Source organism: Chryseosolibacter histidinae (assembly GCF_018598225.1).
GTDB classification, from domain to species: domain Bacteria; phylum Bacteroidota; class Bacteroidia; order Cytophagales; family Cyclobacteriaceae; genus Chryseosolibacter; species Chryseosolibacter histidini.
The window spans coordinates 69457-83578 of record NZ_JAHESF010000002.1; the positions used below are offsets into that span (position 1 = coordinate 69457).

General features: G+C 51.9%; 9 protein-coding genes. 6 read left to right on the top strand and 3 right to left on the bottom strand.

Annotated features, from left to right (window positions below):
• Positions 1-6: 6 nt before the first annotated feature.
• On the bottom strand, positions 7-3270 hold the full coding sequence (locus KK083_RS01955) for a SusC/RagA family TonB-linked outer membrane protein (protein ID WP_254160140.1): 3264 nt from the start codon (positions 3268-3270) through the stop codon (positions 7-9).
• Positions 3271-3575: 305 nt separating this feature from the next.
• On the opposite strand from KK083_RS01955, the gene KK083_RS01960 reads away from it, so the two are divergent.
• The 5 genes from KK083_RS01960 (at position 3576) to KK083_RS01980 (ending at position 9841) form a co-directional block, all read left to right on the top strand.
• On the top strand, positions 3576-4820 hold the full coding sequence (locus KK083_RS01960) for a DUF6807 domain-containing protein (protein WP_254160142.1): 1245 nt from the start codon (positions 3576-3578) through the stop codon (positions 4818-4820).
• Positions 4821-4843: 23 nt separating this feature from the next.
• The gene (locus KK083_RS01965) at positions 4844-5704 is read left to right on the top strand and encodes a ThuA domain-containing protein (protein ID WP_254160144.1); all 861 of its coding nucleotides are present in this window, start codon (positions 4844-4846) and stop codon (positions 5702-5704) included.
• A gap of 31 nt (positions 5705-5735) precedes the next feature.
• Complete coding sequence (locus KK083_RS01970; RefSeq protein WP_254160146.1) at positions 5736-7130, top strand: Gfo/Idh/MocA family protein; 1395 nt, start codon at positions 5736-5738, stop codon at positions 7128-7130.
• A 26-nt stretch (positions 7131-7156) separates the two neighbouring features.
• A complete protein-coding gene (locus KK083_RS01975; protein WP_254160148.1) occupies positions 7157-8530 on the top strand; it encodes a putative oxidoreductase C-terminal domain-containing protein in 1374 nt (457 codons plus the stop codon).
• Between the two features lie 90 nt (positions 8531-8620).
• Complete coding sequence (locus KK083_RS01980) at positions 8621-9841, top strand: endo-1,4-beta-xylanase (RefSeq protein WP_254160150.1); 1221 nt, start codon at positions 8621-8623, stop codon at positions 9839-9841.
• Between the two features lie 373 nt (positions 9842-10214).
• Here KK083_RS01980 and KK083_RS01985 read toward each other — a convergent pair whose 3' ends face one another.
• Positions 10215-10985 carry a cupin domain-containing protein gene (locus KK083_RS01985; RefSeq protein WP_254160152.1) on the bottom strand — a complete coding sequence of 257 codons (771 nt, stop codon included), beginning with the start codon at positions 10983-10985 and terminating at the stop codon, positions 10215-10217.
• Positions 10986-11249: 264 nt separating this feature from the next.
• Positions 11250-12866, bottom strand: coding sequence for a sodium:solute symporter (locus tag KK083_RS01990; protein ID WP_254160154.1), 1617 nt, complete (start codon positions 12864-12866; stop codon positions 11250-11252).
• Positions 12867-13089: 223 nt separating this feature from the next.
• Here KK083_RS01990 and KK083_RS01995 point away from each other — a divergent pair, with 223 nt between their 5' ends.
• Positions 13090-14115 (top strand): LacI family DNA-binding transcriptional regulator, encoded by a 1026-nt coding sequence (locus tag KK083_RS01995; protein WP_254160156.1) that lies wholly within the window; start codon positions 13090-13092, stop codon positions 14113-14115.
• Positions 14116-14122: the final 7 nt, after the last annotated feature.

Below are 14122 nucleotides of genomic sequence, written 5' to 3' on the forward strand. Positions count from 1 at the left end.
ACGTTTTTAGAATTTGAGGTTCAGGCCAAAAAGGAACTGTCTTGTAGCAGGGTTATTGGCGTTCACGGTGATCTGGCGTCCAACGGTGCCGGCGTTCGACGTACCGGAAGCATTCACACCACCACCGTATCCGTTGCCTTCCGGATCAGGTCCGTAACCATCCTGCACAAACGGCGACCAGATCACGAACGGGTTCACGGCAGACACATATACCCTCAGGGAAGTAATGCCGGCTTTTTCCAACAAGGTAGAGGGAACGTTGTACCCTAAGTTGATAGTCCTGCACTTGATAAAGGAGCCATCCACGTAAGACAAGGTTGAGCTGTAGAGCGGTGCACCAAGACTTGCATCAGGCTGAGGAAAAGCATTCGTAGGATTGGTAGGAGTCCAGTAATCTACCTTCAGCTGATTTTGCCTGCTTTGCATGAAGAAATTGTAACCCGTAAAGTTCGCTCCACCGGGCTCACTGGCGAGGTAAGGAACAACGATCTTCATGCCCATGCGCGCGTAAACACTGATAGAGAGGTCGAAATTTTTGAAGGCTACTCTGTTCGTCATGCCGGCTTCGAACTTCGGCTGGAAGTTTCCGATGATCATCCTGTCGTCAGGCGTGATCCTGCCATCGGGCACACCATAATCTGCGGCGCCCGGCACAGCGTTGGCTGTATTCCAGTCGAGCACCCTGATCTGCCCGGCACGTTGCACCGGTGATGTTTGCGCAGCCAGTCCCGGGTCATCGGTTTGCCAGATGCCGATCTTCTTGTAGTCGTAGAGCACGGCAATGGGTTGCCCTACAAACCAACCATTACCGATATCGTTGGCCTGGCCCGGTGCGGCAAGCTGAACGATCTCTTCTCTGTTGAAGAAGTAATTGAGATCCGTAGTCCACGTCAGGCCACTGTTGGTTTTGACGTTGACGGTGTTGAGCGTTATTTCCACACCGCGTCCTTTAGTTTTACCAACGTTCAGGAAAGTTGATCCGGCACCATTGCTGGGCGGCAGACTGACCGGCAGCAGGATGTCTGATGTTTCCTGGCCATACACCTCAACAGCACCACTGATGCGATTCTCCAGTATCCCGAAGTCGATGCCGACGTTGTATTGCGAAGTGCTCTGCCATTTCAGGGAGTTGTTGGGCAGGTTCGAAACTGTGTATCCACCTTGCTGGCCTGCGGTGCCCTGTCCGAAGTTGTAGGCTGATGTGCCGAGGCCACCCAGGGTAGAATAAGGATTAATACCCTGGCTGGCAGTGACGCCCCATCCTGCTCTCAGCTTAAGGTTGGAAACAAAGGCCAACGATTCCATGAACTTTTCATTGCTCAGGTTCCAGGCTCCGGCAAATGCGGGATAGGTATAGTACTGGTTGCCGGGAGACAACACCGAAGCGCCGTCAGTGCGCACGGTAGCCGTGAGGCTGTAACGGCCATCATAGCTGTACGTAACACGTCCCATATAAGAGATCAGGCCACGCTCCCAGAAAAAGTTTGGATTGTCTGCGGCATTCTGCGGGTTGGCAGCAGAAACAGTAGCCGCCAGGTACAGGTTGGTGTTATGAACATAATCGAACGGAACACCGATGCCGAAAAGACCGCTGCCCTGCGAATGTGTTTTTTGAAAACTGTAGAGGGCAGTGAGGCCCAGCTTGTGTTTGTCGTTGAACGTTTTGTCATAGAACAGCAGGTTCTCCACCGTGTACTGGTAGTTTTCAGTATTCCTGACACTCGCGGTAGATTGCGATTGCAACAGCGATGTGTTCACATAGGTAGCAGGGCCGGAGTAACCGTCGCTTTTATCCTGCCAGTAGTCCAAGCCAATGTTCGCCCTGTACTTGAGGCCTTTGATAATGTCTACTTCGCCATAGAAGCTGTTGAAGGTTCTCAACCTCCTGTTCCTGGAGAGAATGGCATCGCTTTTTGTTTCGAGTGTAAGCGGGTTGATCGACTGGCCATCGATCTGTCCTACCTGGGGAAGCAGGTTAACAGTTCCATCGTCATTATAGGGTGATGCCAGGGGAGTCATGCGCATGAGGCCGTTGGTCACGCCACTGCCTCCCGGAAGATTCTGGTAGGTTACAGCATTGATCGTTGTCAGTCCCAGCCTGATACGTTTGCTCAGCTGGTGGTCCATGCTGCTGCGGATGGTGTACCGTGTAAAATCCTGGTTGGGAATGATACCGCCCTGCTTGAAATAACCGGCGCTCAATGAATATTTGCTCTTGTCAGATCCGCCTGCAACGCCAAGGCTATGGTTAGTGATGGGTGCATTCTGGTAGATGAGCTTCTGCCAGTTGGTGGAGATACCGCTGGCGAGGGCTGCCTGTTCAGCGGGAGACAACCCATAGGCTGTTGTGTTCGGGGCTGTGCTGTTGCCCGCGGCGGCGTCAGCTTTGAATTGCGCATACTCGGGCCCGTTGAACACCCGCAGCTCATCCATTACTTTCGATACACCGTAATAAGCATCGTAGGTGAAGACTACTTTTCCTTCGGTACCACGCTTCGTGGTGATGAGGATCACACCGCCTGCACCCCGCGAACCGTAGATGGCTGTGGCCGATGCGTCTTTCAGGATCTCCATGCTGGCAATATCATTCGAGCTGATGTCGTTCAGGTTGCCTGAATAAGGAATGCCATCCACTACCAGCAACGGGGCATCCGCCTGGTCTGCCGTAGCAGCGTCGGTCGAGGCACTGTTTCCGCTCAGCATCGAGCTCGCCACCATGGTACGATTGCCCCTGATCCTGATCTGTGAGGCTCCTCCCGGAACAGCGCTGGCGGTAACAATGTTAACACCGGCAGCGTGGCCTTTGAGCTGATCAATGGCATTGGGCGACGCGGTCTGCAGCAGCACATTCGATTCTACTTTGGTGATGGCACCGGTGATGTCTCTTTTAGCCTGGGTTCCATAACCGACAACCACCACTTCGTTCAACGCTTCAACGCTGGGTGCCAGCGCTACGTCGATGGCGGTGCGGCCGTTGACCTGGATCTCCTGCGTGGCGTAACCGATAAAGGAGAACACCAGCGTAGCGTCGGAGCCCGCGCTCAGCGAGTAATTGCCATTGCCGTCAGTAGTTGTACCGTTGGTGGTTCCTTTCACGATGATGTTGACGCCAGGCATGCCTGAGCCATTTTCATCAGCAACTTTGCCTTTCACGAGGTCTTGTGCGCTAACCTGTATGACCAGGAGCATCAGGGAAAACAAAAGCATCATCCTGGGAACGCCTGAACCTTTCCACAGGCCTGGGAAATTGAGTAGTAGTACTTCTTTCATAGTGTAAATTTTAGGGTGAGTAATGGAAACGTTTGCATAAAAGCGGCAAAGCCCCACCCCATCGCACGATGCTTCAACTCATAGGGTAAAAGGCTGGTGACGCAAAACCGGCTCCGTTCACACTTTTTGCAGGCGCTCTCTGAACCGGTTCACTAAGATCATTTTTTAAAGGAAATTATGCAACCGATTGCAAAGATATTTGTAAATTAATTGATATTTGGCAGTAGCAAGCCACTAATTGTCATGCAACCGATTTATAAAATGGGCCTTTGTACAACATGCTGAATCGCCTTATATTAATGAGTATGATGATCAGATCAGGACTACCCATGCTGCTTTGCCTGCTGGCAACAACCTTTTGCCAGGCCCAGAAACCGCTGGCCTCCTTTCAAGTGGATGCCCCATCGCTTACCCTGGAAGTGCCGGTCAGCGTATCCCTCGACAACATCACCCGCCTGCCCGATACAGAGCTTGCGCTATTTGAAGTGTCCGCCAGCAAAAGAATTCCCCTGCCCTTCCAGATCGCGAGCAGCAACCGCATGCTGCACTGGATCGTGACGCCGAATGCAACGTTGAAAAAAAGAACTTATGAGCTGGCGCAGCTGAAACAAACATCTGATGCTGCGAAGATGTCACTCACAAAAAACGACGGAGCACTGGTCATCAAAAGCGCGGACAAAAACCTGCTGCAATACAATTTCAAAACCGTTTACCCGCCACAGGGAGTTGACACTGTTTTTAAACGCAGCGGATTTATTCACCCGCTGTGGTCGCCAAAAGGACAGTCACTTACCCGCATCCAGCCTCCTGATCACTATCACCATTATGGCATCTGGAATCCATGGACCCATCTGCTTTACAAAGGAGATACACTCGACCTCTGGAATCTCAATGCAAAAAAAGGCACCGTACGTTTTGCCCATTTTACAGAAACACAGGCTGGTCAGGTCTTCGCGGAGTATGGCGTCCTGCATGAGCACGTAGCCTTCAGAAGCACAGGCCATGAAGTGATCATCAACGAGGTGCAGACGGTACGGGTGTACAGGCCCTCGGATCAGCACTACTATATCGCCGACATTACCATCAACATGACTTGTGCTGCCGCACCCGTGCTGCTGCTCAAATACCGCTATGGCGGATTGGGATGGCGAACCACGGAACAATGGAACAGGGACAATAGCGAGGTGCTCACTTCCGATGGCAAGAACCGCCGCAATGCCGATGGCAGCAAAGCCCGCTGGTGCCTGGTGCAGGGCGCCGTAGATCAGGATCATGCCGGCGTGCTGATGATGTCGTCCCCTACCAATTATAACCATCCTGAACCGCTCCGCATATGGCCCGAAGACCAGTACAAACGCGGCGATATGTTTGCTAACTTTTCCCCTACAAAAGACAAAGACTGGTTACTGGAACCGGGAAAAAATTACGTCCTTAGATACAGGTTTATCGTTTTCAACGGTCCGTTCACCGAAGCACAGTCAGAGGCTGCGTGGCAGAATTTTGCAGCACCCCTGTCTGTCACTGTTAAGAAGAACGGAGGCAGGAACTGATACCGGATCTGAAACAAAAAATTATGCAACAAGCAGAAAGCACCATACGCCAGGTCATGGCACTGATGATCGCGGGCTTTACATTGATCGTCATCACGGCATTTACGCCCGTAGCCATCCAGGAAAAAGTAAACTGGAAAAAAGTGAACGTGCTGGTCTATACCAAAAACGGGAAAGGTTATGTGCATGAGAATATTCCCTATGCCGTGGAATGTATTAAAAAGCTCGGCACCCAGCACGGCTTCAAAGTAGATGTTTCCGATACGGCTACGGTGTTCACAACAGAAAACCTGAAACAATATTCGGTGATCATCTTTGCCAGCACCAACAACGATGTATTCGATACGGATGCACAGCGACTGGCCTTCAGGCGTTACATCGAAGCGGGCGGCGGATTTGTAGGTATCCACTCCGTGGTGGGCACCGAGCGAAACTGGAAATGGTTCAAAGCGCTCGCGGGCGGATCGTTTGTGTGGCATCCGAAATTTCAGCGCTACCGCGTCGTGACCGTAGACCCTGGTCATGCTTCGCTGGAAGGAATTCCGCAGGTCTGGGAAAGAGAGGACGAGTGCTACTTTCAGAAAGAGATGAACCCGGCCATTCACACCATTATGGCGCACGACCTCACCTCCCTGGACGGCAATGACAAAGAGAAGGTGACCACACTCGCGGGACCCTATACCGAGCTGTATCCTGCCGTATGGCATCACAGGTTCGATGGTGGTTATGTCTGGATCACCGCGCTGGGCCATCACAAAAAAGATTATGAAGATCCCTTGTTCGTAAAGCATCTTCTGAACGGCATCGCTTTTGTTGCGGGGCAGGTAAAGAAACCTGATCCTGCAAAAGCCTACGCCACCATTAAAGATGAACCTGTCCGGTAAAATATTATAAAAACTTTAACCTGTAATCATCATGCAAAACAAGAAGAACCCAAGTTTGTCTCGCAGGGCATTTATCAGGAAAACTACCAAAGGTGCTATCGTTTCTTCGCTTGCGCTGAGTGGCATACCCACCATTGTGCCGGCCAGTGTGTTCGGGAAGAATGCACCCAGCAACCGCATCAACATCGGCGCCATCGGCACAGGCCGGATCTCACGCGGCCACGACATGCCTGGCGTCTGGAAATATGATCAGGCGCAGATCGTTGCTGTCTGTGATCTCGACAGCAACCGGGCAAACGACGCAAAGCTGCTGGTGAATGAGTTCTACACAAAAAAAACAGGCAAACCTTTCGACGGAGTTAAAGTTTATACCGATTACCGCCAGCTGCTGAAGAACAAAGACATCGATGCTGTGATCATCAGCACACCGGACCATTGGCACTCGATCATCGGCATCGACGCAGTGGAAGCAGGCAAGGATGTTTACCTGCAGAAGCCCGCATCGCTTACCATTTCAGAAGGCAGGGCCCTGGCCGATGCTGTAAAACGTACGAAGCGTATTTTACAGATCGGGAGCCAGCAACGCTCTTCACGCCAGTTCCGCTATGCTGCCGAGCTGGTGCGCAACGGCAGGATTGGTCAGCTTCAGAAAGTTTATATCGGCTTGCCGGGCGATCCGTCAGGAGAAGAAGAACCGGAGATGCCGGTGCCAGCAAACCTCAACTACGATATGTGGCTCGGATCAACGCCCCAGGTATACTACACGGAAAAACGTGTGCACCCACAGGTCGGCTACGACAGACCGGGATGGCTGCGCTGTGAACAGTTTGGCGCGGGCATGATCACCGGCTGGGGCTCGCATCACATAGACTGTGCGCACTGGGCCATGAACACGGAACACTCAGGCCCCATTGAAGTATCCGGATGGGCCGAGTTTCCCACCAGCGGTTTGTGGAACGTGCACGGAAAATTCCAGACCGAAGGCCTCTATGAGAATGGTGTGAGAATGATCGTGAGCAACGAGCTTCCGAACGGCATCCGGTATGAAGGTACCGAAGGCTGGATCTTCGTTACCCGCGGAAATTATCAGGCAACGTCAAGTGATCCTGTCTCAGCTCAAGGCCCCAAGCCATTGGAGGCCAGCGATCCGAAAATACTCACCTCCGTGATCGGGCCGAACGAAGTGCACCTCTACGAAAGCAATGACCAGCACGGCAACTGGCTCGACAGCATCAAATCGCGGAAAGAGCCCATCTCACCTGCCGAAACCGGGCACCGCTCCTGCACCACCTGCCTGCTCCACCACATTGTGATGAAGCTGAAGCGCAAGGTCTACTGGGATCCTGCCAAAGAGCGGTTCAAGAACGATGATGAAGCTACCGCGATGCTGTCACGGGAGCAACGCAAACCCTATACTATCAATTGATTTTTCATTTAACACACATCCATACTATGAGATCACGCTATAGCGTCGTTATTTTATTGTGTCTTTTAATATCCTGTCAGACCACCAAAAAAGAAGAAGAAGTGAAGGAGAATCATACCATCCGGCTTGTCACGCTTGACCCGGGCCATTTCCATGCGGCCCTGGTGCAGAAAACCATGTACAGCAATGTAGACTCCGTTGTACACGTTTATGCGCCGGAAGGAACAGACGTACAGATGCACCTGAAACGCATCGAAGGATTCAATACACGCCCCGAGGACGCTACACGCTGGAACGAGGAAGTTTATACCGGTGCCGACTATTTCGATAAGATGCTGAAAGAAAAAGCGGGCAACGTTGTTGTGATCTCAGGCAATAACCAGAAAAAAACAGAATACATCAGAAGATCGCTGGAAGAAGGCATGAACGTGCTGGCCGACAAACCCATGGCCATCAATGCTGCGGGTTTCGCCGACCTGAAACAAGCCTTCGCTACGGCGGGCGCCAAAGGCCTGCTGCTGTACGATATCATGACAGAACGTTATGAGATCACCACCATGCTGCAGCGCGAGTTCTCATTGCTGCCGGAAGTATTTGGAACCCTCCAGAAAGGAACACCACAGGAGCCGGCGGTGACCAAAGAAAGTGTGCACCACTTTTACAAATATGTATCAGGAAGTGTGCTCACGCGTCCGGCGTGGTTTATGGATGTGGCCCAGCAGGGTGAAGGCATCGTTGACGTTACCACACACCTGGTTGACCTCGTGCAGTGGGAATGTTTCCCTGAACAGGTGATCGACACAACCGAGATCAACATCACCAACGCCAGGCGATGGACCACCGGCATGACCAAGAGCCAGTTCAAAGCCATTACCAAGCTCGACGATTTCCCCGACTACCTTAAAAAGGATGTAAAAGATACCGTGCTGCAGGTGTACAGCAACGGCGCCATCGATTACCAGATCAAAGGTGTCAATGCCCGGGTCTCTGTAACGTGGGCGTATCAGGCTCCCGAAGGTGCCGGTGATACACATTACTCCATCATGCGCGGAACAAAAGCGAACCTGGTGATCCGCCAGGGTGCGGAGCAGAAATTCAAACCCGTGCTTTACATCGAGCCGCTCGCAAAAAAAGATGCGGCTTATGAGAAGCTGCTCGCCGAACAGTTGAAAACCATTCAGGCAAAATTCCCTGGCGTGGAGCTCACACCTTCCGCCAATGGATGGGAAGTGGTGATCCCCGAAAAATACAAGGAGACTCACGAAGCACACTTCTCACGTGTTACTGAAAAATTCCTGGAATACCTGAGAAGTGGAATCCTGCCTGCGTGGGAAGTTCCTAATATGATCACGAAGTATTACACGACTACCCGTGCGCTGGAAATAGCGAAGAAGAAATAGTTACCAGTTGCCGGCTAGCCAGTTGCCGGTTGGTTGGGTTTCAGGTTAGAAGTTTCAGGTTTCAAGTTTTAAAGTTTAAAGTTTAAAGTTATGGTACACAACATACTGAGTTATTTGAACAAACTGATGAGTAATGGCTCAGCGTACCTGAGACCCGATACAGCCTTACGCCAGAGCTGCCCTGCAAATCGGCACACCACAACTTTAAACTTTAAACTTTTAACTTTTAACCGCCGACCGGCAACCGGTAACTGGCAACTGGCAACGATCCTGGTTGTCACCACTCTCCTCTCCGCCGCCGCACAAGACAACAAGGGTTTGAAAGACTACTACGCCGGCTACTTCCCGATGGGCGTTGCTGTTTCACCGCAGGTGCTGAAGGGGCCGGAAGCAGAGCTGATCCGCAAACACTTCAACAGCCTTACTGCGGAGAATGCCATGAAGATGGGACCGATCCACCCGGAAGAGGGTCGTTATAACTGGGCTCCCGCCGACGCTATTGTAAACTTCGCACAGGAGAATGGCATGCGAATGCGCGGCCACACACTCTGCTGGCATAACCAGACACCGGACTGGCTGTTCGTGGATAAGGATGGCAAAACCGTCTCCAAGGAAGTGCTGCTGCAACGGCTCAAAGCGCACATCACCGAAGTGGTAACGCGTTATAAGGGTAAGATCTATGCCTGGGATGTGGTGAACGAGGTGATCGATGATAACGACTCGAAGTTCTATCGCGATTCAAAATGGTATTCCATCTGCGGCGAAGACTTCATCGCAAAAGCTTTTCAATACGCCCACGAAGCAGACCCCGATGCGCTTCTTTTTTACAACGACTACAACACCGAAAGTCCTGGCAAACGCGACCGTATCCACCAGATGGTAACAGCGCTCATCGATAAAGGCGTGCCCATCCATGGCATCGGCTTGCAGGGCCACTGGTCCATCTACGAACCTTCCGAAAGGGAACTTCGCTTCTCCATCGACAAATTCGCCGCGCTGGGTCTGAAGGTGCAGATCACAGAGCTCGATGTATCCGTTTATCCGTTGGAACACAGCCGGCGTGAGCCCCGCCCCGATGAGCCCAACAAGTTCACTCCCGAGATGGAACAGAAACAGATCACACAATACGGAATGATCTTCAGGGTGCTGCGCAATTATAAAGACTCCGTCACCGGTGTCACCTTCTGGAACGTATCTGACAAGCACAGCTGGCTCGACTCCTTCCCCGTCAGAGACCGGAAAAATTATCCACTGCTCTTCGACCAGAATCTGCAACCGAAAAAGGCTTATTGGAAAGTGGTGAAGTTCTAAGTTAAAAGTTAGAAGTTAAAAGTTTAAAGTTGAATCCAGGTTCCCCCAACTTTAAACTTTAAACCTGAAACTTTAAACCTCTAACTTTCATTTTTGCAACTGCATCTGCTTACTATCAACGCTCTTGCCATCCACAAGAAGCTGGTAGATATCGCCTGAAAGCACAAAGCGATCAGAAGAGTAACGAAACGTTGGTATAGTTCAGTTGACAGTTGACAAATAGGCAGTTGACACGCTCGAAGTTTACATCACGTTCAGGCTACGATGGTCGGTCGCTGTAGATTTTTCCAATCGCAGCTGAGTGATGAAACAATTCTCCAGGTGTTGTCAATTGCTCTCTTGTCAACTGTCAACTATTCCAGTGGTCAGACGACTAATTCCATTGAAACGCAAAATACGAGCACGGCTCCTGGCCTGTGTTGGTGAAGGCGTGCAGCACTTCGGAGCCGAGAAAGATCAGGTCGCCCACAGACGCATCTTTGTGCTGCTCGCCGATCTGGATCTTGCCCGAGCCGCTGATCAGCAGCACGATCTCTTCTGCGCGGTGCGTGTGCGGCGGATGACTGTTCATGCCCGCATTCAAAGTGGTCACGTGCATCTCGAACCGCTGCGCCATGGAAGTGGGGCGTTCAAAATAGTTGATCCTGCTCCCCTTGTCTGTGGTTTTTACCGTAAGCTCGCTGCGATCGATCATAAAAGATCCGCCAGCCTGCTTTCCGCGATCGATGTTCATGGGCAGCTTCGAACGGTACTTGATGATATAATAAGTGACCCTGGTATTGCCGCCATTTTCAAAACCATGTTCTTCACCGGGGATGGCGAGGGCGACACTTCCCGGTCCTAAAATTTTACTTTGACCTTTGATGGTAACCCTGAGGTTTCCCTCCTTCACGATCACCAGCTCCTCAACATCATCATGCGTGTGGGGAGGGTGTGGCGATTTTCCTGGCTCGAGTGCAGACGTGTGGATCTCCAGCAGATCAAGGTCACGCGCGCTCCCTTCCAGCACCTGCCTTCGCTCGCGGGTCTGCTCCTTTTCAATCTTCAGGTCTTTCCAGCGGTACACGTCAGCGGCAATGGGCTGAAGCTGAGCCAGCGATCCGAAGCTGATACTAAGAGAAAAGAGCAGCGCTGTCGTTCTCATAATGTTTTAATTTTCGTTTTCCACATCTCTATTTAAACCGTCATTCTGAACGACGCACGTGCGTGGGTTTGAGGGAGTGAAGAATCCCCTGATGACGAAGTGCGCACGTTTAACGCATACGCTCGAACTGAGTACGCAGTACCATCGGGGGATCCTTCGCTCCCACAGTCCGCCGCTCAAACCACCGCTCTGGATGACGGCCTTCGAAGGAAGCAGGACCATCGACTCGTTGTCAATTGTTCCATTGTCAACTGTCAATTCTTCCTAACCCGTAAAGCTAATCATCACATACGCCACAATGGCGATCACTACCAGTGAGAAAACAATATCCCAGGCGTTATAACTGTTTCGGTTGGCCATTTTCTGTTCCTCGGTTAGTGATCCGAACGTCAGGCCTTTTACTTTCTCCACGGGCGGTGCGGGGGTTAGCAGACTTGCCACGATGCACACCAGCACGGAGAACAGGAAGAACCAGGCAGCGAAGGTAAGGAAGTTCACGTTGCCGAAGGTATAGAAAATGTTATCGGTGCCGATGGAGTCACCTGCGAGCTCCAGTGCAAGCCTGATCACAGCAACAGCAAGTCCGCTAACGAGTGTTGCCATGGCACCCGTAGCATTGATCCGCTTATAGAAAATACCGAGCAGGAAAACAGCGGTGATGGGTGGCGCAATGTAGGCCTGCACCGACTGAAGATATTCATAAAGCACACCTGAAATGTTCTGCATGATGGGGATCCACAAGATACCAAGGACCACCACGATGCAGGTAGCGATGCGTCCGATGTTCACCAGCTTGGCTTCAGGTGTGTTGGGCCGGAGCTTTTTATAGATATCAACAGTAAACAACGTGGAGCATGAATTGAATACCGACGCCAATGAGCTCATGAGGGCGGCTAACAATCCTGCCACTACAAGGCCGCGCAGTCCCGCCGGCATCTTGTTCATCAGCAGCGTGGCAAACGCCTGGTCGGGACTATCCCACTGCAGCTCACCACGGTTCTTCAACGCGAGGGCTACCACACCGGGAACGAGGAATAGAAATACAGGTGTCAGCTTCAGGAAACCTCCGAAGATGGTGCCCCTTCTTCCCTCTTTAATATTACGGGCTGCCAGCACACGCTGAACGATATACTGATCGGTGCACCAGTACCATGTTCCCACGATCGTGCTGGTGATCACCAGGCTTGGCCAGGGAAAGTTAGGATCGGAAGCGGGGCGCCACATGTTGAGATAACCGGGCTCGAGAGCTTCGCGCATGCCACTCCAGCCTCCTACTGCATTCAGGCCTACGAACGTCAACGCGCCGGCACCGATCACAAGCACCACGGTCTGCAAAGCTTCTGTATAGACAACGGCGCGCATCCCGCCGAGGATCGTATAAAGTCCCGTAAGCACCACAGTAAGCAAGGCGCCGGTCCAGAAGTCGATGTGCAGCAGGGAGGCGATCACGATGCCACCAGCGTAGACGGTGACGGAAACCTTGGTAAGCACATAGGCCAGCAGTGAAAAGATGCTGAGAAACCAGCGTGTGTTGGCGTTGAAACGCCTTTCCAGGAACTCGGGCATGGTGAACACACCGCTGCGCAGGTAAAATGGAAGAAACACCCAGCCGAGCGTGATCACAAGCCAGGCATGAAGCTCATAGATCAGCATCGGGATCTTTCCGCCAGCACCGGCGCCAGCGAGGCCCACCACGTGTTCGGAGCCGATGTTGGAAGCAAAAATAGAAGCACCTACAACAAACCATCCGATGTTGCGGCCCGCAAGAAAATAGTCTTCGGTGTCTTGTTGTTTGCGGGTGATCACCCAGATGGCAAGCCCGCCAATGGCCAGAAAATAAGAGACAATAACGATCCAGTCCAGTGTTGCAAATCCACTCATGTGTTAAGGGTTTAGTTGGATAAAGAGTCTATATAGCCAGGATCTTTCATGAAAGCATCCGGTGGTTTCATGAGCGCAGGCCATAGGTTTATGTTTCCAAGTGGTGATAGCCAGAACTAAGCTAAGACAATCCGATTCACCTTGCAACCGATTGCATTTTTATTTCACAAAATATCCCAAAATATGACTTTTTTATACTAAAATTGCTGTGCAAGCGATTGAAATGAAGAGTCCTAAAGATATCACCATTTATGACATAGCGAAGGCGCTGGACATCTCCCCCGCAACAGTAAGCAGGGGCCTGAAAGATCACCCCGGCATCAGAAAAGATACGAAAAAAAAAATTCTCGAAGCAGCCCGCCAGATGGGCTACCAGCACAACACCTTCGCCCGCAACCTTCGCATTAAAAAAACCAACACCATCGGCGTCATCATCCCGCGCCTCAACAGCTACTTCATGTCCACCGTCATCGCCGGTATGGAGAAGATCGCCAACGAGCGCGGTTATATGCTGCTCATCAGCCAAACCCAGGAGTCGGCTAAAAAGGAGATCGCCAGCGTGAACACCATGTTCAACAGTCGTGTAGACGGCCTCCTGGTGTCCCTCGCCTTCGACACTGAGAACATAGAACACTTCGACGCCATGCTCAAGAAGGAGATCCCTATCATCTTCTTCGACCGCGTGGCCGAACATACCAAGTGCACCAGCATCGTGATCAACAACATCAAAGCAGGATACGACGCCACCATGCACCTGATCGACCAGGGATGTAAACGCATCGCGTACGTAGGTGGTAGCCTGAAACGCAACGTGTATGCCGACCGCCTGAAAGGTTACAAGCAAGCTCATGCCGAAAGAGGTGTCGCCATTGACCCCGCGCTCACCATCATCAACACCCTGAGCGAACAGGCCGGAAGCGAGGCCGCACAACAGATCATGCAAATGAACCCGCTGCCCGACGGCATCTTCACCGCCAACGACACGTCCGCTGTAGCCATCATCCGCGAGCTGAAATTTGCAGGCATTTCTGTGCCCGAGCAGATCGCCGTGGTAGGTTTCAACAACGACCCCATCTCGTGGGTGATCGAGCCCAACCTCACCACCATCCATTATCCCGGCCAGGAGATGGGTGAGATCGCCGCCACAACACTGATCAATACCATCAATAACCTGCCCGCGGCAAACCTCAACACGCTGGTATTAAGGCACAGCCTCATCATCCGCCAGTCGTCACAGCGAAAAAAATAAATCACGG